This window comes from Citrobacter sp. wls714 (assembly GCF_005281025.1).
Classification (GTDB): Bacteria; Pseudomonadota; Gammaproteobacteria; order Enterobacterales; family Enterobacteriaceae; genus Citrobacter; species Citrobacter werkmanii.
On the sequence record NZ_SZWZ01000025.1, the window covers coordinates 146,181 to 169,939 of the forward strand.

16 protein-coding genes are annotated in these 23,759 nt (G+C 53.7%); 6 read left to right on the top strand and 10 right to left on the bottom strand.

The features are described from left to right. Nucleotides 1–66 precede the first annotated feature (66 nt). Nucleotides 67–291: a cold shock-like protein CspD gene (gene cspD, locus FDX11_RS03605; protein WP_003036813.1), complete on the bottom strand. Its 225-nt coding sequence runs from the start codon at nt 289–291 to the stop codon at nt 67–69. 323 nt (nt 292–614) lie between these two features. Between cspD and clpS the strand changes: the two genes are divergently transcribed. Both clpS and clpA read left to right on the top strand, forming a co-directional pair. Then, the gene (clpS, locus tag FDX11_RS03610) at nt 615–935 is read left to right on the top strand and encodes an ATP-dependent Clp protease adapter ClpS (protein WP_042307420.1); all 321 of its coding nucleotides are present in this window, start codon (nt 615–617) and stop codon (nt 933–935) included. Nucleotides 936–965: 30 nt separating this feature from the next. Further along, nucleotides 966–3,242 carry an ATP-dependent Clp protease ATP-binding subunit ClpA gene (gene clpA / locus FDX11_RS03615; RefSeq protein WP_042307424.1) on the top strand — a complete coding sequence of 759 codons (2,277 nt, stop codon included), beginning with the start codon at nt 966–968 and terminating at the stop codon, nt 3,240–3,242. A 269-nt stretch (nt 3,243–3,511) separates the two neighbouring features. On the opposite strand, the gene yegQ is transcribed toward clpA, so the two are convergent. From yegQ to FDX11_RS03650, 7 genes are all read right to left on the bottom strand, one after another. Continuing rightward, nucleotides 3,512–4,873 (bottom strand): tRNA 5-hydroxyuridine modification protein YegQ, encoded by a 1,362-nt coding sequence (yegQ, locus tag FDX11_RS03620; protein WP_042307426.1) that lies wholly within the window; start codon nt 4,871–4,873, stop codon nt 3,512–3,514. A gap of 165 nt (nt 4,874–5,038) precedes the next feature. Further along, a complete protein-coding gene (baeR, locus tag FDX11_RS03625) occupies nt 5,039–5,761 on the bottom strand; it encodes a two-component system response regulator BaeR (RefSeq protein WP_137397499.1) in 723 nt (240 codons plus the stop codon). Then, nucleotides 5,758–7,161 (bottom strand): two-component system sensor histidine kinase BaeS, encoded by a 1,404-nt coding sequence (gene baeS / locus FDX11_RS03630; RefSeq protein ID WP_137397500.1) that lies wholly within the window; start codon nt 7,159–7,161, stop codon nt 5,758–5,760. Before baeS ends, baeR begins: the two co-directional genes overlap by 4 nt. Continuing rightward, nucleotides 7,161–8,573, bottom strand: coding sequence for an MFS transporter (locus FDX11_RS03635; protein WP_137397501.1), 1,413 nt, complete (start codon nt 8,571–8,573; stop codon nt 7,161–7,163). The genes baeS and FDX11_RS03635 overlap by 1 nt, the downstream gene beginning before the upstream one ends. After that, nucleotides 8,570–11,650: a multidrug efflux RND transporter permease subunit MdtC gene (gene mdtC / locus FDX11_RS03640; RefSeq protein ID WP_137397502.1), complete on the bottom strand. Its 3,081-nt coding sequence runs from the start codon at nt 11,648–11,650 to the stop codon at nt 8,570–8,572. Before mdtC ends, FDX11_RS03635 begins: the two co-directional genes overlap by 4 nt. Further along, nucleotides 11,651–14,773: an MdtB/MuxB family multidrug efflux RND transporter permease subunit gene (locus tag FDX11_RS03645; protein WP_137397503.1), complete on the bottom strand. Its 3,123-nt coding sequence runs from the start codon at nt 14,771–14,773 to the stop codon at nt 11,651–11,653. Continuing rightward, nucleotides 14,773–16,020 carry an MdtA/MuxA family multidrug efflux RND transporter periplasmic adaptor subunit gene (locus FDX11_RS03650; RefSeq protein WP_137397504.1) on the bottom strand — a complete coding sequence of 416 codons (1,248 nt, stop codon included), beginning with the start codon at nt 16,018–16,020 and terminating at the stop codon, nt 14,773–14,775. The genes FDX11_RS03645 and FDX11_RS03650 overlap by 1 nt, the downstream gene beginning before the upstream one ends. Nucleotides 16,021–16,299: 279 nt before the next feature. Here FDX11_RS03650 and FDX11_RS03655 point away from each other — a divergent pair, with 279 nt between their 5' ends. Further along, on the top strand, nt 16,300–16,359 hold the full coding sequence (locus tag FDX11_RS03655) for a type I toxin-antitoxin system Ibs family toxin (protein ID WP_137350000.1): 60 nt from the start codon (nt 16,300–16,302) through the stop codon (nt 16,357–16,359). 99 nt (nt 16,360–16,458) lie between these two features. On the opposite strand, the gene yegD is transcribed toward FDX11_RS03655, so the two are convergent. Continuing rightward, entirely contained in the window at nt 16,459–17,811 is a 1,353-nt protein-coding gene (gene yegD, locus FDX11_RS03660; protein WP_079223517.1) for a molecular chaperone, read from the bottom strand. Nucleotides 17,812–17,947: 136 nt separating this feature from the next. On the opposite strand from yegD, the gene alkA reads away from it, so the two are divergent. Then, nucleotides 17,948–18,817: a DNA-3-methyladenine glycosylase 2 gene (gene alkA / locus FDX11_RS03665; RefSeq protein ID WP_137397526.1), complete on the top strand. Its 870-nt coding sequence runs from the start codon at nt 17,948–17,950 to the stop codon at nt 18,815–18,817. Here the strand turns inward: alkA and FDX11_RS03670 are convergent. Continuing rightward, the gene (locus tag FDX11_RS03670) at nt 18,785–22,114 is read right to left on the bottom strand and encodes a diguanylate cyclase (RefSeq protein WP_137397505.1); all 3,330 of its coding nucleotides are present in this window, start codon (nt 22,112–22,114) and stop codon (nt 18,785–18,787) included. The genes alkA and FDX11_RS03670 overlap by 33 nt on opposite strands. Before the next feature lie 315 nt (nt 22,115–22,429). On the opposite strand from FDX11_RS03670, the gene udk reads away from it, so the two are divergent. Further along, a complete protein-coding gene (gene udk, locus FDX11_RS03675; protein WP_003036776.1) occupies nt 22,430–23,071 on the top strand; it encodes a uridine kinase in 642 nt (213 codons plus the stop codon). A gap of 91 nt (nt 23,072–23,162) precedes the next feature. Beyond that, nucleotides 23,163–23,744 (top strand): dCTP deaminase, encoded by a 582-nt coding sequence (dcd, locus tag FDX11_RS03680; protein ID WP_003834269.1) that lies wholly within the window; start codon nt 23,163–23,165, stop codon nt 23,742–23,744. Nucleotides 23,745–23,759 lie beyond the last annotated feature (15 nt).

The following is a 23,759-nucleotide window of genomic DNA, read 5'->3' on the forward strand; positions in this document are numbered from 1 at the left end:
AGATAAAAATGCCAGCCGCAAGGGCTGGCATTTTGACTGCGGGATGTACACAATGAGACAGAAGGGTTATGCGACGGCTTCTGCTTCAATGACAGGCACGATGACACTGGCATGGTTGCCTTTTGGCCCCTGGTGGACATCAAACTGGACAGACTGTCCGGCTTTTAGCGTTCTGTAACCATCCATCTGAATGGTGGAGTAATGGGCGAAAATGTCTTCGCCGCCGCCTTCGGGGCAGATGAAACCAAACCCTTTGGCGTTGTTGAACCACTTAACAGTACCCGTTTCCATACTTCGACATCCTTCGTAGATCTTATATAAGTAAGATGGAATGAACCGGTTGCGGAGTGGGGGCTGTTCAAAACCTCGCCAACTCTCGAAACTACAATTTAGAGAAATCAGGCGGGGCGTCAAGCGTCAGACGGATGGAATAGGGTAAAAATGCATCAAAATTTGAAGCAGTTAACGCTATTGTCGGTTCTGTGACAGATGTCGCGGATGACACTAATAGATGATAGTTATCTAATACTTGAGGTAGATTGAGTGTGTGCATAGGCTGCTTGTCAGCGGCAACATTTTCTGCCGGAAACCGTAACTGAAGATGACGACTGACAATGAGTAAGACGAACGACTGGCTGGATTTCGATCTGCTGGCGGAAGACAAATTGCGCGACGCGCTAAAACCGCCATCTATGTATAAAGTGATATTAATCAATGATGATTACACTCCGATGGAGTTTGTTATTGACGTGTTACAAAAATTCTTTTCTTATGATGTAGAACGTGCAACGCAACTGATGCTTGCAGTTCACTATCAAGGTAAAGCTATTTGCGGCGTGTTTACTGCCGAAGTGGCTGAAACCAAAGTATCGATGGTGAACAAATATGCGAGGGAGAACGAGCATCCGTTGCTGTGTACGCTGGAAAAAGCCTGAATGCAGGCATAAATATTGGGGGAGGTGCCTATGCTCAATCAAGAACTGGAACTCAGTTTAAACATGGCTTTCGCCAGAGCGCGCGAGCACCGACATGAGTTTATGACCGTCGAGCACTTGTTACTGGCGTTGCTCAGTAACCCATCGGCCCGCGAAGCGCTGGAAGCGTGTTCTGTGGATCTGGTGGCGCTCCGTCAGGAACTCGAAGCCTTCATTGAACAAACCACACCCGTATTGCCTGCCAGTGAAGAAGAGCGCGACACGCAGCCAACGTTGAGTTTTCAGCGTGTACTGCAACGTGCGGTCTTTCATGTTCAGTCCTCCGGGCGCAATGAAGTTACCGGCGCAAATGTTCTGGTAGCTATCTTTAGCGAGCAGGAATCTCAGGCGGCCTATCTGCTGCGTAAGCATGAAGTGAGTCGTCTGGACGTGGTGAATTTTATTTCTCATGGCACGCGCAAAGACGAACCAAGTCAGTCTTCTGACTCCGGGAATCAGCCAAATAACGAAGAGCAAGCTGGCGGGGAGGACCGTATGGAGAACTTCACGACTAACCTTAACCAGCTTGCCCGTGTGGGCGGGATTGATCCGCTCATTGGCCGGGACAAAGAGCTGGAGCGCGCCATTCAGGTACTGTGCCGTCGCAGAAAAAACAACCCGCTGTTGGTGGGGGAATCTGGCGTCGGTAAAACCGCGATTGCCGAAGGTCTTGCCTGGCGCATTGTCCAGGGCGACGTGCCGGAAGTCATGGCGGACTGCACCCTTTACTCTCTGGATATCGGGTCGCTGCTGGCGGGCACCAAATACCGCGGCGATTTTGAAAAACGCTTTAAGGCGCTGTTGAAACAGCTGGAACAGGATACCAACAGCATCCTGTTTATTGATGAGATCCACACCATTATCGGTGCGGGTGCGGCCTCGGGCGGCCAGGTGGATGCGGCTAACTTAATCAAGCCTCTGCTCTCCAGCGGTAAAATCCGTGTAATAGGTTCCACAACCTATCAGGAATTCAGCAATATTTTTGAGAAGGACCGTGCGTTAGCGCGCCGTTTCCAGAAAATTGATATCACTGAGCCGTCGGTAGAAGAGACCGTGCAGATCATCAACGGTCTGAAACCGAAATACGAAGCGCACCATGACGTTCGCTACACCGCTAAAGCGGTACGTGCCGCGGTCGAACTGGCGGTGAAATACATCAACGATCGTCATCTGCCGGATAAAGCCATTGACGTGATCGATGAAGCGGGCGCGCGTGCGCGTCTGTTACCGGTCAGCAAACGCAAGAAAACCGTTAACGTAGCCGATATTGAGTCCGTGGTGGCCCGCATCGCGCGTATCCCGGAGAAGAGCGTGTCGCAGAGCGATCGTGATACGCTGAAAAATCTGGGTAACCGTCTGAAAATGCTGGTATTCGGACAGGATAAAGCTATTGAGGCGCTGACTGAAGCGATCAAAATGAGCCGTGCCGGTCTCGGACATGAGCATAAACCTGTCGGTTCATTCCTGTTTGCCGGACCGACTGGCGTTGGTAAGACCGAAGTCACGGTGCAGCTGTCCAAAGCGCTCGGCATTGAGCTGCTGCGTTTTGATATGTCTGAGTATATGGAACGTCACACCGTCAGTCGTCTGATTGGTGCGCCTCCGGGATATGTCGGTTATGACCAGGGCGGTTTGCTGACCGACGCGGTCATTAAACACCCGCATGCGGTCCTGCTGTTGGATGAAATCGAAAAAGCGCACCCGGATGTCTTTAACCTGCTGCTGCAGGTAATGGATAACGGTACGCTGACCGACAATAATGGCCGTAAAGCAGACTTCCGTAATGTGGTGCTGGTCATGACCACCAACGCCGGGGTACGTGAGACCGAACGTAAATCGATTGGGCTTATTCATCAGGACAACAGCACTGATGCGATGGGCGAAATCAAAAAAGTGTTTACGCCGGAATTCCGTAACCGTCTCGACAACATTATCTGGTTCGACCATCTCTCTACCGAGGTGATTCATCAGGTTGTAGATAAGTTTATTGTCGAGTTGCAGGTACAGCTGGATCAGAAAGGCGTCTCGCTGGAAGTAAGCCAGGAAGCACGTAACTGGCTGGCTGAGAAAGGCTATGACCGCGCAATGGGCGCACGTCCGATGACGCGTGTTGTTCAGGACAACCTGAAAAAACCATTGGCCAACGAACTGCTGTTCGGTTCGCTTGTGGATGGTGGTCAGGTAACCGTTGAATTGGATAAAGAGAAAAATGAGCTGACCTATGGTTTCCAGAGTGCGCAAAAGCACAAGCCAGAAGCCGCACATTAATCTTTAATCACCTAATCAGCCGGGCGTAATGCCCGGTTTTTTTTCGCCTGATAAAAGTGATTTGAATTGGGATATTCGGGGGAGTTTAAACGGCAGGCAAAAAATAAGCCTGCGTAAGGGAGATTACGCAGGCTAAGGAGGTGGTTCCTGGTACAGCTAGCATTTATGGGTTATGTTTTTCAGCGGGTGGGATAATACCCTTAATGAACGAAACGGTATGTGATCGATTTCTAAGAATCTTCCGAACGCTGAAAAATAACCGTAATTAACTACTTAGCATGCGGGTTGCGTGTGGACTCACCGGCAAAATTACGCATTAACAAGGCATAATTCAGATCGATATCCTCAGGTACCGGCATCCACACGGTGTAGCCATCGCCCGGAGCAACCGGCATGGCTTCGCCTTTCGCGTTTTCCATCTGCTCAAGGGTAAAGTTGATATTGCCCTGTGGGGTCATCAATTCCAGGCTGTCGCCGACGGTAAATTTGTTTTTCACCAGCACGGCTGCCAGTTCGCCTTTACGTTCGCCGGTAAATTCGCCAACAAACTGCTGACGCTCTGACACAGAGAAGCCGTATTCGTAGTTCTGATAGTCGTCATGCGTATGGCGGCGCAGGAACCCTTCGGTGTAACCGCGATGCGCCAGACCTTCCAGCGTTTCCAGCAGTTGCGGGTCGAACGGTTTGCCGGCAGCGGCATCATCAATTGCTTTGCGATAAACCTGCGCGGTACGTGCGCAGTAATAGTATGACTTGGTACGGCCTTCGATCTTCAGCGAATGCACGCCCATTTGCGTCAGACGCTCAACGTGGGCAATAGCACGCAAATCTTTCGAGTTCATGATGTAAGTGCCGTGTTCGTCTTCAAACGCGGTCATGTACTCACCTGGTCGCTGGGCTTCTTCAATCATAAAGACTTTATCTGTCGGCGCGCCAATACCCAATGTGGGTTCGACGTTTTGTACCGGGATCGGCTCGTACTTATGTACGATATTGCCCACCACGTCTTCTTTCCCTTCCTGCACGTTGTATTCCCAGCGGCAGGCATTGGTACAGGTGCCCTGGTTCGGGTCGCGCTTGTTGATGTAACCAGAGAGCAGGCAGCGCCCGGAATAGGCCATGCACAATGCACCGTGAACGAAGATCTCAATCTCCATATCGGGCACCTGGGTACGGATCTCTTCAATTTCTTCCAGCGACAGTTCGCGAGACAAGATCACGCGGGTCAGCCCCATCTGCTTCCAGAATTTGACTGTCGCCCAGTTAACGGCATTAGCCTGCACCGACAGGTGAATATCCATATCAGGGAAGTTCTCGCGCACCAGCATAATCAGACCCGGGTCCGACATGATCAGCGCATCCGGCCCCATTTCCACCACCGGTTTCAGATCACGAATGAAGGTCTTCAGCTTGGCGTTGTGCGGGGCGATGTTAACCACCACATAGAATTTTTTACCCAGTTCATGGGCTTCATTAATGCCGCGCTGCAGGTTTTCGTGGTTGAATTCGTTGTTGCGTACGCGCAGTGAATAACGCGGTTGGCCCGCATACACAGCATCTGCGCCATAGGCGAAAGCGTAACGCATATTTTTCAGCGTTCCCGCCGGGGAAAGGAGTTCCGGTTTAAACATAATTATCTCGTTCTGATGACAGGTCAGACTCGCCTCACTTAATGAGGCGGTTAGGGGAGTGCCCCCATATTAAGGGCGGGCATTGTAGCGCTGAGGGGCGGGCAGGTAAAGTCATTGTGCTGGTGGTCGCTTCGCCTTACCCGATATCATTTGGACTATCGCTGATTACGCAATTCGGCACGCATCGGCTTCCCAGCGATACCCTACGCCATACACCGCGCGAATAAAGGACTGCTCCGCATCCAGCGACTCCAGCTTACGTCGCAGGTTCTTAATGTGGCTGTCGATGGTGCGGTCGGTAACGACGCGGTAGTCGTCATACAGATGGTTAAGCAACTGCTCGCGGGAGAACACCTTTCCCGGCTCATGTGACAACGTTTTAAGTAAGCGAAATTCCGCGGGCGTTAAGTCGAGCATTTTCCCCCGCCACGACGCCTGAAAACGACCTTCGTCGACGATCAGCGGACTGTCTGCATCCATTTGTTGCAGTTCGCGCTTTGGCTTGCAACGGCGCAGGATCGTCTTCACGCGAGCAACGACTTCGCGCGGGCTGTAGGGTTTACAAATATAATCATCCGCACCAATCTCCAGTCCCAGCAGACGGTCAATCTCTTCGATTTTTGCGGTTACCATCATGATGGGAACTTCAGAGAAACGGCGAATTTCCCGACACAGTGTCAGGCCATCGGTGCCGGGCAGCATCAGATCCAACAAGATCAGATCGGGCGGCGTTTGACGTACGTAAGGCAGGACCAGATCGCCATGGCTGATGAGCGTAGGCGCGTAGCTTGCCGCCCGCAGATAGTCGATAAGCAGTTGTCCCAGCTTGGGCTCGTCTTCCACGATCAGAATACGCGGCGTGTTTTCATCAATGGGTAACTCTGTCATACATCTCTCTGTAAATCGCGTTCGAGCGGTAGCTCTACTGTAATGCTAACCCCGCCAAAAGGCGAATGAGCGGCGCGGATCAGGCCATTATGCGCCTGTACAATATTGACGCAAATCGCCAACCCCAAGCCGGAACCACCGCTGGCTCGGTTACGCGAGCCTTCAGTGCGATAAAACCGTTCAAACAGCTTCTGCAACTGCTCTTCACTCACGCCGGGAGCGGAATCAGCGAAGGTTAATAACACCATTCGTTCACGTTGTTCAGCGCTGATATGCAGCCCGCCGCCGTTGTCGGTGTAGCGCAAGCTGTTTTCCAGCAGATTGTTGAACAGCTGCATCAGACGATCCCTGTCGCCAAATACCGTCATACTGTCCGGGAGAGAAAGTTGTATCGTCAATCCCCGGCTGGCAAAGCGTTCACGAAATGCACCGCTTGCCACTTCCAGCAGGGGAATAAGATCCAGCGATGTTTTCTGGTAGGCCAGCGCGCCTTCATCGGACATGGAGAGCTGATGAAGATCGTCCACCAGTTTGGTGAGCGTTGCGACTTCGGCCTGTAAAGAGGTCACGGAGTCGGGGGTAAACTGGCGTACGCCATCCTGAATAGCTTCCAGCTCGCCGCGTAGCACCGCCAACGGCGTACGCAGTTCGTGAGAAATATCGGCCATAAAATCACGCCGCATCTGCTGGTTTTTTTCCAGCGTACTGGCAAGCTGGTTGAAATCTTGCGCCAGTTTGCCCAGCTCATCGGTACTGGTCGGCGCAACGCGGGTGGTGAAATCGCCTGCAGCCAGTTTATGCGTGCCTTCCACCAGTCGTTTGACCGGGGCCAACAGGCCGCGCGCCAGCGTAAATGTTGCCAGCGCCGCCAGAATCGTGGAGAGCGCGACGATAAGCCAACTGGAGCGTCTTTGCTGCATGTCGAAATTGATATCCGTATTTCGCGTTAAGCGCTCTACGGGAGAAGCAATCACGGCACCCACTTCGCTACCGTTGACGCGGATAGGATGGCGCATACCGTCGTGAGGGACCGGAGCGCGCGGACCGACCAACACGCGAGCGTTTTGATCAACTACCCAAAACTGGGTACGCCAGCCGTGCGGCGGCATGCCGGGACCGGGTTTATCATCGTCGTTGTCGTGTTCAAAAGAGCGCAGGATCTGAAAAACAAAGCGATCGTTATTGCGTAAGAACCGCCAGTTGCCATGCTGCTCATACTGCTCGCTCAACGCGTCGCTGAGCATTTGCAGACGCTGCTCGTTACCGTGTTTGATATAGTCAATAAAACCACGTTCGAAGCTAATGCGTACGGCCCAGTGCATACTGATCAGCAACACAATGCAGGTGGCGAAAATCGCCAGAAACAGTTTGCCGGTGATACCGGGCCGCCAGAACGTCATCAGGTGCTCCTTTTGCGCCGTGAGATCACCGCGTTAGTTTGCGTGTCGTTCGGCACGCGGGCAAAAATAATGGCGGGCAGCGCAATAATGAATGCAATGCACAGCCAGGTATACATAAAGACGGTATGCGTACTGCCGCTGTCGATAGCGATATGCTGCTGACCAAACATACCTAGCAACAGGCCAGCGATAGTCACCCCGATACTCATCGACAATTGCATGATCATCGACAGCAGGCTGTTGCCGCTGCTGGCGAGATCGTCTGGCAGGTCTTTTAGCGTAAGGGTATTCATGGATGAAAAACGCGTTGAGTTGACCATTCCCTGTAAGAACAGCACAAAGGGCAGGGCGTAATACCAGCCGAGCAGCGCGGTGGTCATCAGCAACAGGCTGACCAGCGACAGGCCAAGCGTGGTAGTGACCAGTACGCGGCGGTAGCCAAAGCGGTTAACGACCTGTACCACAATGCGCTTCATGCCCATACTGCCGAGCACCATCGGGACCATCATCAGCCCGGCATGAAAAGGTGAAAAACCGAGTCCAATCTGTAAAAACACTGGCGTCATAAACGGCAGCATACCGCTGCCGATACGTCCGGCAAAACTGCCGAGCAGACCTAACGAGAAGGTTGGTGTGTGAAACAGATTCAGACTAAACAGCGCGCGTGGATTACGATGGGCGTGTTTCAGATATAGCGCAATAGCCAACGCCCCGCAGATAACCAGCACCGTCAGCGTGATACCGGAGATGCCGGTTCCTTTACTGCCATCGAGCGCCAGCGTTAGCACCGCCATGCCGACCGCCAGCATCGCGAATCCCGAAAGATCGAAGCGTCGCGTTTGCATGGTGTAGTTGGGCATCAGCATTAACGTTGCTATCGCGCCGACAATGCCAACCGGAATGTTCAGCAAAAATATCCAGTGCCAGGAGGCATACTCAACCAGAACGCCGCCTAACGCCGGACCCAGCAATGGGCCAATCTGGCCGGGTAACGTGACAAACGTCATCGCCGCCATATATTGCTCACGCGGGACGATTTTCATCACCGTTAGTCTGCCAACCGGCACCATCATCGCGCCACCAACGCCTTGTAAGACGCGCGCCATCACCAGCTCGTTGAGCGTGCTGGACCAGGCGCAAAACAGCGAGCCAAGCGTAAACAGGATGATGGCGGTGAAGAAGATATTGCGCACGCCAACTTTGTCCGCCAGCCATCCGCTGGCGGGCAGCATTACGGTAACGGTTAATACATATGACACAATGACCATATGCATATGTAACGGGCTTTCTCCGAGGCTGGCGGCCATCGAAGGAAGCGCGGTATTGACGATGGTGGTATCCAGCGACTGCATAAAAAAGCCGAATGCCACAATCCAAAGTTGCCAGCGGGTGCTGTCGGGAAGTTCTGTCATAACTCTGCTACCGGTTTGCTATTTTTACGTGAAAAACGCAGACGCAGACGGTCGAAAAAGAGATAGACCACGGGTGTGGTGTACAGCGTCAGGAGTTGACTTACCACCAGCCCGCCGACGATGGTGATCCCCAAAGGCTGGCGCAGTTCGGAGCCATCACCTGCTGATAACACAAGCGGCAGCGCGCCAAACAGCGCAGCCAGCGTGGTCATCATTATTGGGCGAAAGCGTAACAGGCAAGCCTGGAAAATGGCTTCCTCCGGTGGCAACTTACCGTTTCTCTGCGCTTCCAACGCAAAATCGACCATCATGATGGCGTTTTTCTTCACAATGCCAATTAATAGCATGATCCCTATCAGGGCGATTAGGCTGAACGGGGCATTGAACAGCTCCAGCGCCAGTAAAGCCCCAACGCCCGCTGAAGGCAGGGTGGAAAGAATAGTCAGCGGGTGAACATAACTTTCATACAACATGCCCAACACGATGTAGACCGTTGCGATGGCGGCGATAATCAGGATCACCTGCGAGTTCATGGTGTCCTGAAAGACCTGTGCCGTACCGGCAAAACTGCCGCGAACCGTCGAGGGAACTCCAAGCTGGGTCATCGTTCTGTTGATGGCCTCCGTCGCTTCAGAAAGTGAAGAGCCAGTCGGCAGGTTAAACGACACCGTTGACGCGGCGGACAAGCCCTGATGATTCACCGACAGCGGGGCATTCGCCGGTTGCCATTTGGCAAAGTACGATAACGGGATCGCCTTACCGTCATTGTTGATGACGAACATTTTGTCCAGCGCGCTGATGTCCTGGGTGTAACGTCGATCAACCTCCATCACCACTTTGTACTGGTTCATCGGCTGATAAATAGTCGAAATCTGCCGTTGTCCGAAAGCGTTATTCAACAGGCTGTTGGCGGCGGCAACATCGATTCCCAGACGCGACATGGTGTCGCGATCGTAAATCAGATTCATCTCCGCGCCATTGTCCTGTTGATCGGAGTTGACATCAGCCAGTTGGGGCAGGGCGGCTAACGCCTTGCGAATTTTAGGTTCCCATTCACGCAGCGCCGCCAGATCGTCGGACAGCAGTGTGTACTGATAGCTGGCGTTGGCCTGGCGTCCACCGACGCGAATATCCTGCACCGCCATCAGAAACAGATTCGCGCCCGGCTCTTTGGCCAGCGCGACGCGCAGGCGGTCGATCACCTGTTGAGCGCTTTCACGGCGTTCATCGCGTGGTTTGAGGGTAATAAACATCATCCCGCTATTGACCCGGGAACCACCGGTAAAGCCGGTGACGTTATTCACCGCCGGATCGTCGCGGATGATCTGCATAAAGTCTTGCAGTTTGCCGCGCATCGCCTGGAAAGAGATGCTTTGGTCAGCCTGGATCCCGCCCATCAATACGCCTGTATCCTGCTCAGGGAAGAAGGTTTTTGGGATGGAAATGTAGAGCCAAATGTTCAGCGCAATGGTGCCGAGTAATACCACGCCCACCAGCCGCGTATGGCGCAGCACCCATTTAAGCGATGTGCCGTAGCCCTGTTGCAGCGCCACTAACACGCGACCAAATCCCCGCTTACGCGTTTGTTCGCGCGGGGCGCTGGATTTGAGCATCCAGCCACACATCATTGGCGTTAATGTCAGTGACACCAGCAGGGAAATGCCGATTGCCACCGACAGCGTGACGGCAAATTCGCGCAGCAATCGCCCCGGCAGGCCGCCCATCAGCAACAGCGGTAGGAATACCGCGACCAGCGACAGGCTCATGGAGAGAACCGTAAAGCCCACCTCGCGCGTGCCCTGTAGCGCGGCCTGAAGTGGTTTCATTCCCGCCTCGAGGTGGCGGGCTATGTTTTCCAGTACCACGATGGCGTCATCGACGACAAAACCCGTGGCAATGGTTAGCGCCATTAACGACAGGTTGTTCAGGCTGAATCCGCACAAATACATGGCGGCAAATGTGCCGATTAGCGAGACCGGAACCGCGACGGCGGGGATGAGTGTTGCACGTCCGGAACGCAGAAAGACAAAGACCACCAGGATAACCAGCGCCACGGAGATAATCAGCGTCTGTTCAACTTCCTCCAGCGAGGCGCGAATGGTCGGCGAGCGGTCCTGGGCTATTTGCAGATCGATGGAGGCCGGGACCAGCGTTTGTAATTCCGGCAATTTAGCCCGAATGCTGTCTACCGTCTGAATGATATTGGCTTCCGGCAGCTTACGGATCATCAGCAGAATGGCCGGTTTGGCATTGGTCATCCCCGCATTACGCACGTCCTGCACCGAGTCGCTCACCGACGCAACGTCACCCAACCGCACCGCAGCGCCGTTATTGTAGTGGATGATAATGGGTTGGTATTCGGCTGCCGTTTTCAGCTCATCGTTGGTTTGTACCTGCCAACGATGGGTGTCACTCTCGATAGCTCCCTGCGGTTTACGCACGTTGGCGTTGTCGATTGCGCTACGCACGTCGTCCAGCGATACGCCCTGGTTAAACAGCGCTTGCGGGTTGAGTCCTACGCGCACGGCAGGCAGAGAACTTCCTCCCACGTCCACGTCACCCACGCCGTCGATTTGCGCGATGGTTTGCGCCAGTTGGGTCGACGCAAAATCGTACAGTTCACCCTGGGAATACGTATCAGAAGTGAGCGTCAGGATCATGATCGGCGCGTCGGAAGGGTTAGCTTTGCGGTACGTTGGGCGACTGGGCATTCCGCTAGGCAGCAGGCTTTGTGCGGCGTTGATTGCGGCCTGAACGTCTCGCGCAGCGCCGTTGATGTCTCGGTCGAATTTAAATTCGAGAATAATGCGTGTGCTGCCAAGCGAACTGCTTGAAGTCATTTCGTTCACGCCCGCGATGCGGCCCAGAGAGCGTTCCAGCGGGGTGGCGACAGAGGAGGCCATCGTTTCGGGAGACGCGCCGGGTAATGAGGCGCTGACCATAATCACCGGGAAATCCACCTGCGGCAGCGGGGCCACCGGTAGCAGACGAAAGCCCAGTATGCCGCACAGAGTGATGGCCACAGAAATGAGAATAGTCGCCACCGGACGATGAATGAAAAGCGCGAAAAATTTCATTTACGCTTCCTCTTCCTGACGTGGGAAGCGGCTTTTCACATACAGCGATAAACGGTCAAACAGCAGATAAATCACTGGGGTGGTGAACAGGGTTAATACCTGGCTTACCAGCAGACCGCCGACCATGCCAATTCCTAATGGACGGCGTAATTCGGCACCTACGCCGGTACTTAACATCAGCGGCAACGCGCCGAGCAGTGCCGCCAGCGTGGTCATCAGGATCGGGCGAAAACGCAGCAGACAAGCCTGGAAAATAGCTTCGCGTGGCGCCATACCTTGTTCGCGCTCTGCGGCCAGGGCAAAGTCGATCATCATGATGGCGTTTTTCTTGACGATACCGATGAGCAAAATAATGCCGATAATCGCGATGACGTCCAGTTCGCTGCCGGCAATCATTAACGCCAGCAGTGCGCCGACGCCCGCCGTGGGCAGCGTGGAGAGAATGGTAATCGGGTGAATAAAGCTTTCATACAGCACGCCGAGTACGATATACATCGCGACAACCGCCGCCACAATCAGCCAGATAGTGTTACCCAGCGCGGCCTGGAAGGCCAACGTACTGCCCTGAAACTGGGTGGTAATGTTCGCTGGCAGGTTAAGCGTTTTTTCGGCATCCAGAATCGCCTGTACCGCATCGCCCAATGAATAGTCGTCTGGCACATTGAACGAGATGGTTGTCACCGGAAACTGATCGAGATGGTTAATCGACAGCGGGGCAAAACGCTGTTCAATGCTGGCGATAGCGCTGAGCGGCACCACGCCGCCGTCGCTACTGGTCAGACGAATAGTCTCCATAGCCGCAAGCCCTGGCGTCGTGTCGGCGTCATGTTCTAACACGACGCGATACTGGTTTGCCTGCGTATAGATGGTTGAAATCAGGCGTTGGCCGAAGGCGTTGTACAGGGCGTTATCGACATCTGCCATGCTGATACCTAAACGGCTGGCGCTGTCGCGATTGACGTTCACATAGGCTACCAGCCCTTTGTCCTGCCAGTCACTGCTGACATCAGACACCTGCGGTAGCTGTTGTAGCTTTTCCAACAGTTGGGGAACCCAGGTGCTGAGCGCATCCAGGGAGGTTGCTTGCAGCGTGAATTGATACTGCGTCCGGCTGACCTGAGTATCAATCGTCAGGTCTTGCGTAGGCTGAAGATAGAGGTCGACGCCGGGAACGTTGTTTACTGCCTCTTGTAACCGCGCGATCACTTTTTGCACGCGATCGTCGCGTTCATCCAGTGGCTTAAGGTTGATTTGCATACGTGCGCTGTTTAATGCCGGATTGGTGCCGTCCACGCCAACAAAAGCGGTCAGGCTCTCAACCGCCGGATCTTGCAGGATGACATCTGAGACCTGACGCTGACGCTGGGCCATGCTGGCAAACGAGCTGGACTGCGGTGCCTGCAGCGTGCCCTGGATGATGCCGTTATCCTGTATCGGGAAGAAGCCTTTTGGAATAAAGACCCACAGCATGACGCTTAGCGCCAGCGTGCCAAGCGCCACGCTGAGCGTCAGCCACGGATGGTTGAGTACCTTTGCCAGCCAGTGACCGTACGCGGCGATAACGCGATCAAACATCCGTTCCGAGGCGCGCGAGAAGCGGTTCTGTTTACGTAACGATGCCTGACTGAGCATGCGGACGCACATCATCGGCGTGAGGGTGAGCGACACTACCGCAGAAATCAGGATCGCCACGGCCAGCGTTACGGCAAACTCGCGGAACAATCGCCCGACAATATCGCCCATAAACAACAGTGGGATCAGCACGGCGATCAGCGAAAATGTCAGAGAGATGATGGTAAAACCAATCTCGCCCGCACCTTTCAGGGCGGCGGTCAGCGGTTTTTCGCCTTTTTCGATATAACGTGAAATGTTCTCAATCACCACGATGGCGTCATCCACCACAAAGCCGGTGGCGATGGTTAGCGCCATTAAGGTCAGGTTATTGATAGAGAAATCAAGAAAAACCATCACCGCGAAGGTGCCAATTAGCGACAGCGGCACGGCGACCGCGGGTATAATCGTTGCCGGGATATTGCGCAGAAACAGGTAGATAATCATAACAACCAGTGCAATCGCCAACATCAGCTCAAACTGGGTGTCGGCTACGGATGCACGAATATTGGTTGTACGATCGGAAAGCACGCTGACCTTTACTGATTTAGGCAGGCTTTCAGTGAGCTGCGGCAACATTTGGCGGATGCTGTCAGCAGTGGAAATGATGTTTGCCCCCGGCTGGCGCTGAACATTCATCACAATGGCTTGTTGCTTATTGGCCCATGCGCCCAGCCAGCTATTTTCTGCCCCTTGCTCAACGTTTGCGACATCGCCCAGACGAACCGGCGCGCCGTTTTTATAGGCAATAATAAGCTGACGATATTCATCCGCAGACTGCATCTGGTCGTTAGCTGAGAGCGTGACGGCGCGCGTTGGGCCATCAAGACTGCCTTTAGCCGAGTTGACGTTGGCGCCGGTAATGGCCGTACGGATGGTTTCGCTGGTCAGACCGAGCGCGGCAATGGCCTGCGCATTAAGCTTCACGCGGACAGCCGGACGTTGCCCACCGGAAAGCGTCACCAGACCCACGCCGGAAACCTGAGAGATTTTCTGGGCGACGCGGGTTTCGACCATATCTTCCACCTGCGTCATCGGCATCGCGCTGGAGGTGACAGCCAGCGTCATGATCGGTGGATCCGCCGGGTTTACTTTACTGTAGACTGGCGGGTTAGGCAGATCGCCCGGTAATAAATTGGTAGCGGCATTAATGGCGGCCTGAACTTCCTGCTCGGCGACATCCAGCGGGAGCGTCAGTTGAAACTGCAACGTGACGACCGAAGCACCGCCGGAGCTTTGCGAGGACATCTGTTTTAAGCCGGACATTTGTCCAAACTGACGCTCAAGCGGCGCGGTCACCGCCGAAGTCATAACGTCCGGGCTGGCACCGGGGTAGAGCGTTACGACCTGAATTGTGGGGTAATCCACTTCTGGTAAAGCGGCGATCGGCAGGAAGCGATAACCAATAATACCTGCCAATAAAATGGCGACCATCAGCAGCGTGGTGGCGACGGGGCGCAGAATAAACAGGCGCGATGGGCCGCCTGAGTTGCCAGGAGGTAACACCTGCATCAGGAGTTAGCTCCTTTTTTTCCGTTGCCGCGCGGCGTAGTTTTTTCGTCTGTTACAGAGGTGTCGTGCGCCTCTACGACTTCAACTTTGGCCCCTTCCGTCAGGCGGTCAATACCGTCGGTCACTACGCGATCGCCCACGGACAGTCCGGCGGCAATCACCACTTTCTGGCTATCCTGGATACCCGGTTTAACCAGGTGTTTACTGACGTTATTGTCGCTGTTAAGCACCCAGATAAAGTGACCTTCATTACCCATTTGCAGGGCTGCTGTGGGGATAACAACGGCATTTTGTTCCGTGTCGACCAGCATGCGGGCATTAACGAACTGATTTGGGAATAAGGCATCATCCTGATTGTTAAACCGGGCCTTAACTTTGATGGTTCCGGTGGTTGCGTCGATTTGATTGTCGAGGCTCAGCAGGACGCCTTCGCTGAGTTTTTGCGAATTAGTACGGTCCCAGGCTTCGACCTTCAGCGGGTTCCCCGATTTTTGCGCCCGCAACACGGTGGCGATGTCGTTTTCGGGTAAGGTGAATATCAAGTCGATTGGGTGGGTTTGTGTAATGACGACGATGCCGGTGGTATCACCGCTGGAAATCTGGTTGCCAACATCCACCTGTTTCAGACCGACCCGTCCATCGACAGGCGCGGTTATCCGGCTCCAGTCGAGCTGTAATTGGGCGCTGGCGACGCTGGCTTCATCCGCTTTGATTGTCCCTAACGTCTCATTTACCAGCGCCTGTTGGGCATCCAGCTCCTGGCGGGAGACCAGATTGGTTTTTACCAACTGCTGATAACGCGCAAGGTCGCGACGAGCATTCGCCAGCGTGGCTTTATCTTTTGCCAGTTGCCCCTGCGCCTGAGCCAGAGCAACTTTAAACTGGCTGGGGTCTATCTCTGCCAGCAGGTCGCCAGCTTTTACCTGTTGCCCTTCCTCGAAGTGTAACGCGATAAGCTGACCCTCTACCCGGCTTCGCACCGTAGCGGTATTGGCGGCAGTAACGGTGCCCAGTCCCGTCAGGTAACGCGGAACGGCTTCCTCAGTGGCGGTAGCAGCCTGAACGGGAGCCAACGGCCCGGAACGCATACCACGACGCCCAGCCCCTGGCGAGTGCTGCGCTGGTTTGGTCGCGCCGGGTGCGGTGCTCTGGGGTTCACTGCGGCTTTGCCAGAACCAGAATGCGGCGATGGTGGTCACGACGATCACAGTTGCTATCACCCAGCGGGATTTGTTACTGCCTTTCATTGTTATGGGTTTCTCATCCTGAAACGATTCGCGGAATGATACTAGTTTAGCCAGCGAACAAGGGAGAAAAATGGAGGAATTATGAAACACTGTCGGGATTCGTCTGAATGCTGATGCGGCTTTGCGAGGCGTTACGCAACATTTAGCGTTGAAAACGGCGAACAAGAAATAGTGCGCTAGAGTGCGTTTAAGGCAAAAAGGAGGTAAGCCAGAGATTTCAGCGGGACGCTGGGACGGGAAAGCCCCTCCCGAGGAAGGGGCCAAAATAAGGAAAGGGTTATGATGAAGCACGTCATCATACTGGTGATATTCTTAGTCATTAGCTTCGCGGCTTACTAAGACACCAGGGGGAGGGGAAGCCCTCCCTAACCCTCACTCCTGAAAATAAGCCACAGCAACGGTGATGTCAATATGCACACCTTTCAGCTTGCGAGCGGCTTAGCGGAAAACAACCTCAGCCCAGCGGGCCAGTCCAGCGGTAACGGAACCGAAATCATCGCCACCGGCAATTGGGATCCCCGGAAGCTGCTCTGCGAGAGCTTTTTTGATCAGCGGTGAACGCGCGCTGCCGCCGGTCAGGTAAATCACGTCCGGTTTTTCCTGCGCGTTTTCCAGCGCCAGTTGCACCTGCTCGAGAATGCGCGCCAGGGGCTGATTAAGCGCGGTTTCCAGTCCGTGTTGACTGATATCGGTGGCCAGCGTTTCGCTGATAAACGGTATTGCCGCCGTAACTATGTTCTGGTCGGACAGCGCGATTTTGCTCTCTTCTGCGCTGCGCACCAGGCGGTAGCTCAGACGCTCGCGCCAGACTTTGAGCAACAGCGCGACTTTATCGGCTTCCCGGGCGTCACGTACAAGATCGTTTAATAAGCGTCCGTTGGCACTACTGTAGAACTCACTTTGCGCGGGGACATCGTTAATCGCGACCGCGTTCCACCAGGGCAGAATAGGTAAGGCGATGCCTTTTTCCGTTTCTCCACCCATGCCGAGGAGCGGCATCAAGTGTTTAAAGGCCAGCGCAATATCCAGATCGTTCCCACCTACGCGGCAGCCGCTGTGCCCCAGCAGGCTGTTTTCGCGATCGGCGCGTTGATGCCATTGTGGTCCCATTAGCAACAATGAACAGTCGGTTGTACCCCCGCCAATGTCCACGACCAATACGCGTTTTTCTTCCTGCAGCGTGGCTTCGTAATCCAGACCAGCTGCTACCGGTTCGTACTGAAAGACGACATCCTGAAAACCAGCGCGTTTTGCCGCACGTTCAAGGATACCTTGCGCCTGAATATTGGCGTCATCGCCACCTAAACCCTGGAAGTTGATTGGGCGACCAATAACGGCCTGGGTGATGGCTTCCGGCAACTGGCTTTGTGCCTGATTACGAATATGCAGCATCATGGCACAGACCAGATCCTCAAACAGCGCAACCTGCTGCGGTTTCAGACCGCTGGCACCGAGAAAGGATTTTGGTGATTTAACGAAGTACACCTCTTCCGGATCGTCAATATAGTGACCCAGCGAAGCCAGACCGAACTGCACGCTGTTGGCATTAACATCGATATCTTCTTCGCGGTTATAGCGCATCGCACGGCGCAGTAACGCCTGCGTTTCATCATCCGTGGTTGGAACGTCGTGATGCCGATACAGCCATTCACTGACCGCTTCGCGTGTTGGCGCACAAAGCATTGAGGGCAGAAGCGTGCTGTTATTTTCCATTTTGAGCAACTGTGGCTGCCCGTCTCGCATAACGGCCACTGAACAGTTTGCCGTACCGTAGTCAAAACCAATAAACACCGTAAAAATCCCCATGCCAGTGAAGAAGGGGCGTGACTTTAACGAAATGTTGACGTCCCGACAACTGGAATATGAAAGCAAGGCGTATCGTTTGAATACCGTTTATGCTGTAGGTTTGCTGGAAAAGGAAAATGCAATGTTCACGCTGAGTTGGCAACCGCCTTACGACTGGCCCTGGATGCTGGGGTTCCTGGCCGCCCGTGCGGTGGAAGGGGTAGAAACCGTGGGGGATCTGCGTTATGTCAGAAGCCTGTCCGTCGGGAATCATCGTGGTCTGGTGCGCGTGATACCGGATCTACACACCCATCAACTACACGTGACGTTGAGTCAGGGGCTACAGCCGGTGGCCGCAGAGTGTCTGGCTAAAATGACACGTTTATTCGATCTTACCTGTTGCCCGCAGCAAATAGCCAGCGCGCTGGGAAGCCTTGGAGCAGCGCGTCCGGGACTGCGTTTGCCGGGCAGTGTCGATGCTTTTGAACAAGGAGTACGAGCGATTTTAGGGCAGTTAGTCAGCGTGGCTATGGCGGCGAAACTGACGGCGAAAGTGGCGCATACTTATGGGCAAACGCTGGAGGATGCCCCAGAGTATGTGTGTTTCCCTACCCCTGAATCGCTCGCTGATGCCGAACCATTACACCTGAAAGCGTTAGGGATGCCGCTCAAACGCGCTGAAGCGTTAATTCATCTGGCTCGCGCGACGCTGGATGGAACGCTTGCGACGCAAGCGCCTGCCGATATCGAGCAAGGCGTCAAACATCTGCAAACGTTCCCCGGAATAGGGCGCTGGACCGCCAACTACTTTGCGCTGCGGGGCTGGCAGGCGAAAGATGTTTTTCTGCCGGATGACTATCTGATTAAACAACGTTTTGCCGGCATGACGCCCGCCCAGATACGGCGGTATGCAGAGCGCTGGAAACCCTGGCGCTCCTATGCGTTATTACATATCTGGTATACGGATGGCTGGCAGCCGTCAGTTGATGGCGAAATTACTGGTATTCAGTAGCAGATCCAGCGGTTGGGCGTCGGCAATGATATCGCCATAAATCATATCAATCCCGATGCCAGAAAGCGCATCCATGATCAGCGGCAACTGCACCGGGCCGGCGATGGTTTTAATGTCCAGACGCTGAGCATGGCCCTGGATAATGGACACCCACATTTCGTCAATCAAGTTACCGTGGACGCTGGCGCTTAGCTCGCTGTCGAGCAGCAGGTAATCAACCATGTGATATTTCAGGTTGTCAAAAAGATCTAAATCGCGACCGACATGACTTAGAATAATTCGACATCCGCACTGACGCAGTCGATGTAGTGTGGATATAGCCTGCGTTGGGTTTGTTTTTATCACGTTAGACGGAACGGTCAGGTGCAGCAGTCGTGGTGGTAACGGACTTCTTTGCAGTTGCCCCAGCAGCTCGTCAACAAGTTCTGTATTCAGCAGCCCGGCGGCGGAAAGGGGCAGGGCAATGCTGAGTCCCTTACTGGCGACGGCCGGGGCAGCACTCTGGAAGAATTCGGTAAATACCCGGCGGTCAAGCGCCTGATTCAATGTAGGATCGACCAGCCCGGCACGGAAAGCGTGTTCTTCAATAATCTCCCCTTCAGCTGTCCCTAAACGTAGCGAGAGGAGCCAAAAGCTGAACGTCTCCGGTATACGCGGGGAGGCCACGCCCCTGGCGATGATTAACATTGGATTGTGCGTAATGGTGTGTCTTTGTTCATCCAATGACAGCTGGCTTCGCGCAGCATGAGCCTCGCTTTGCTGGGGTTCATAAACGCAGACTCGCCCACGCCCACTGTTTTTCGCCGCATAACAGGCAATATCCGCCTGAGACATGACGTCGCTGGCGACATGGTTTTTTTCATCAATGAGCGTAATCCCCGCACTGGCGCCAATGCGGTGTAACCGGCCCTCCCACATAAAGTGGTAATCGTTGATGGCGCTGATGATGCGACCTGAGATAAAGCGGGCACTTTCGATATTACAATCTGGTAGCAACAGACCAAACTCGTCGCCGCCAAGGCGCGCCAGCATATCGCTGGAACGCAGCATGCTTAGCATCAGTGAAGAGAGTTCGCGTAGCAGGGCATCGCCTGCGGCGTGACCGGCGCTATCGTTTACGGCTTTAAAACGATCGAGATCGATAAAAACCAAAGCATGCTGTTGGTGCGTGTCGTGAACCGTATGCAGTAACTGCTTTAGATGATTTTCGAAGCTGACGCGGTTTGCCAACTGCGTCAGATCGTCATGCGAGGCGCTATAGCTAAGCTGGCGCAGCATTTTACGTGATTCGGTGACATCCTGAATCACCAGCACCGAGCCAATGCTGCCGCCATCGAGAGTACTAAGGGGGGTGATGCTGTACTGAATGTCATAACTGCTGCCGTTGCGACAATGCAGAACGACTTCCTGCTCGATGGCCGTACGCGACATGTCAGCACTGTAGATATTTTCCATCAGCGGACCGTTGTCGCCGAAAGTAATACGTAGTACCGTCAGCAGCGGAATGCCGATTGCGCTTTCCTGCTGCCAGCCGCTCATTTTCTCTGCGACCGGATTCATAAAGGTCACGTTCATATCAACATCAATACAAATCACCGCTTCGCCAATCGAATCCAGCGTAATGTGCAGACGTTCTTTTTCCTGATACAACGCTTCGTTAAGCTGCTTCACCTCGGTCATATCCATATTGATGCCAAGGAAGCGTTCAACTTCACCGTCTTTATTCAGTACCCGGTTTGCCAGTGAGCGGATATGCCGCACGCCATCTTTGACCGCAATACGAAACTCGAGCTTAAAGGGGGCCCGTGCGGCCAGCGAATCGCGAATGACATTTTTAGCATGTTCACGATCTTCGGGCACAACGCAGTCATACCAGACTTGCCAACTGGGTTTGATATGCGCAGGGACTTCATAGAGGTCAAACATGCGCTTATCCCAACTGATTACGTCAGGCTGTAGCTCCCATTCCCAGATTCCGATTCCCCCGGCTTCGTTGGCGAGGGTAATGCGCTCCATCAGCCGCTTGTTAATCCACTCGGTATGCTTCAGATCGTTAATATCCTCAACCTGCGCAATAAAGTAGAGGGGGGTATTGTCGCTATGACGCACCAACGAAACGGCCAGCAAGGCCCAGACGACATCACCGGAGCGCGTGTAATAGCGTTTTTCCATGGAGTAGCTGTTGATTTCTCCGCGCGCCAGCATATCCAGCTGTTCGAGATCATTGTTCAGATCTTCCGGCCAGGTTAATTGCTGGAAGGTTAGCGAACGTAGCTCATCCTGGCTGTAGCCCAGAAACTGGCACAACGCTTTATTCGCCTGGAGCCATTGCCCTTCGGTCCCCACCAGCGCCATACCAATCGCGGAATATTCCATGGCATTGCGAAAGCGCGATTCGCTTTCAGAGATATGTTTGCGTTCGGCCCGAAACGCGTACATCACCATCGTCATCATATTGGCCGGCAGCAGGATCATCAAAAACGGCAGCCACGGCAGGCTGGTCATCAAGTTGGGTTTGGGGATGTAGAGCAGAGAAGGGTCTGCGGCCAACATCATCGAGACCATCATCACGGTGCTGAGGAAAATTAAAAATGCCTCCATTCGCGGCAGGCGAACAGCGCTCCACATCAACAGGACGATAACGCAGGTAAAAGGCCATGGAAGATACATCATGGACAGCCAACTGAACGTCAAGGTCACCAGAAGTGTGATGACGGTTTCCAGCAGTAACCGCGGGTCGCGGTGGCGGAGCAAATAATGTGGCTTAAACAGCAAACCTAACGGCACCAGCGCCAGCGCGCCGATGGATTCTGACAGAACCCAAATAAGAAAAGTATTTAACGAGGTTTCCTTTGGCAGCAATAACCACAGTAACAATCCGCCCAACACAGGGGGAACCACGGCGCTGCCAAATGCCAGGCGCGCCCAGTCGTTAAGATTTTGTAAGGGGTTGTACCAGGGCAGCAGTTTACGCAATAGCATTGCGCCAACGATAGCCTCAATAATGTTGATGGTCGTATAGGTGAAGCTTAGCGATTCTCCGGGGAAGAAGAGTAAAGACGCGCCGATATTACCAAATGAACAAGCCAGCGCGATTCCCGGCCACATCTTTCCCGCATGGCGGTAAAAAGCCACCATCATGATTGACGTTGGGAACCAAAGCGGGGCCAGCTGCGCACCGAAACGTGACAGTTCCAGCGAGAATAGCGTAAAAATGAAAGCCACCAGACCTAAACTGGCCATGCGCAGTAGAGGATGAGGTAAGGTAACTAAAACATGTTGGGATTGTTTACTCATTACCACTCTACCCAAATAGCCGATGTCGTCCGGGAGATATGCCGGATACATCATGTTTAATCTGCGATTATGCTAGTACAAACAATTTACAATTTATACGCCAGCTGCTCATAAATTAACACTCTCAAGCTATTAATTCCTAAGGCTGATAGATAAATTTAGCACCTGCTTTAAAACTGATCATTTTAATTTGCGACAAGGAAAGCATTGGTGCAGGCTGGACTGGCATCGCGCCGCTGAAATCCCTATAATTGCCGCGTTTGGCGTTTCGACGCCGCCCTTCCTTACATCCAGGTTAATCAGGTCGCTAAATTTATGACTGATCAGTCCCATCAGTGCGTCATTATCGGCATCGCCGGCGCATCGGCTTCCGGCAAGAGTCTTATTGCCAGCACGCTTTATCGCGAATTACGTGAACAAGTCGGTGACGAACATATTGGCGTTATTCCCGAAGACAGCTATTACAAAGATCAAAGCCATCTGTCGATGGAAGAACGTGTAAAAACCAACTACGACCATCCGAACGCGATGGATCACAGTCTGCTGTTTCAACATCTACAAACGCTTAAACGCGGAAGCGCCATTGAACTCCCCGTTTACAGCTATGTTGAGCATACGCGCACGCAAGACACTATTCATATCGAACCCAAGAAAGTGATCATCCTGGAAGGCATTCTGCTGCTGACAGACGCGCGTTTGCGTGACGAGATGAACTTCTCAATTTTTGTTGATACGCCGCTGGATATTTGCCTGATGCGCCGTATTAAACGGGATGTGAACGAGCGTGGTCGTTCTATGGATTCGGTGATGGCGCAATACCAAAAAACCGTACGTCCAATGTTCCTGCAATTTATTGAGCCTTCAAAACAATACGCCGACATCATCGTGCCGCGCGGGGGTAAAAACCGCATCGCCATCGATATTCTGAAGGCTAAAATCAGCCAGTTCTTTGAATAAGTTCAGCGAATTGTGTACCGTTCAGTGATAACCTGGTTCACCCTTAACGCACCTGGCATTAAGGGGTTGAAGCACGAAAGGAGAAAGTGCCATGCGTTTATGTGACCGAGATATTGAAGCCTGGTTGGATGAAGGTCGCCTGTCGATCACTCCACGCCCTCCTGTCGAGCGAATCAATGGCGCCACGGTAGATGTGCGTCTTGGTAACAAATTCCGTACGTTCCGCGGTCATACGGCGGCGTATATCGATTTGAGTGGACCGAAAGATGAAGTCAGCGCCGCGCTGGATCGTGTAATGAGCGATGAAATCGTCCTCAAGGACGGCGAGGCATTTTTCCTGCATCCGGGTGAACTTGCGCTGGCGGTGACGTTCGAATCCGTGACGTTGCCTTCCGATCTCGTCGGTTGGTTAGATGGACGTTCTTCATTAGCGCGTCTGGGACTGATGGTACACGTTACCGCACACCGTATCGATCCGGGCTGGTCAGGGTGCATCGTACTGGAATTTTACAACTCCGGAAAATTACCGCTGGCCCTGCGCCCGGGCATGCCGATTGGCGCGTTGAGTTTCGAACCGCTTTCCGGTCCGGCTGCGCGACCTTACAACCGTCGTCAGGATGCAAAGTATCGCGATCAGCAGGGCGCTGTTGCCAGCCGGATCGATAAAGACTGAATGTTTTCAGTCCAT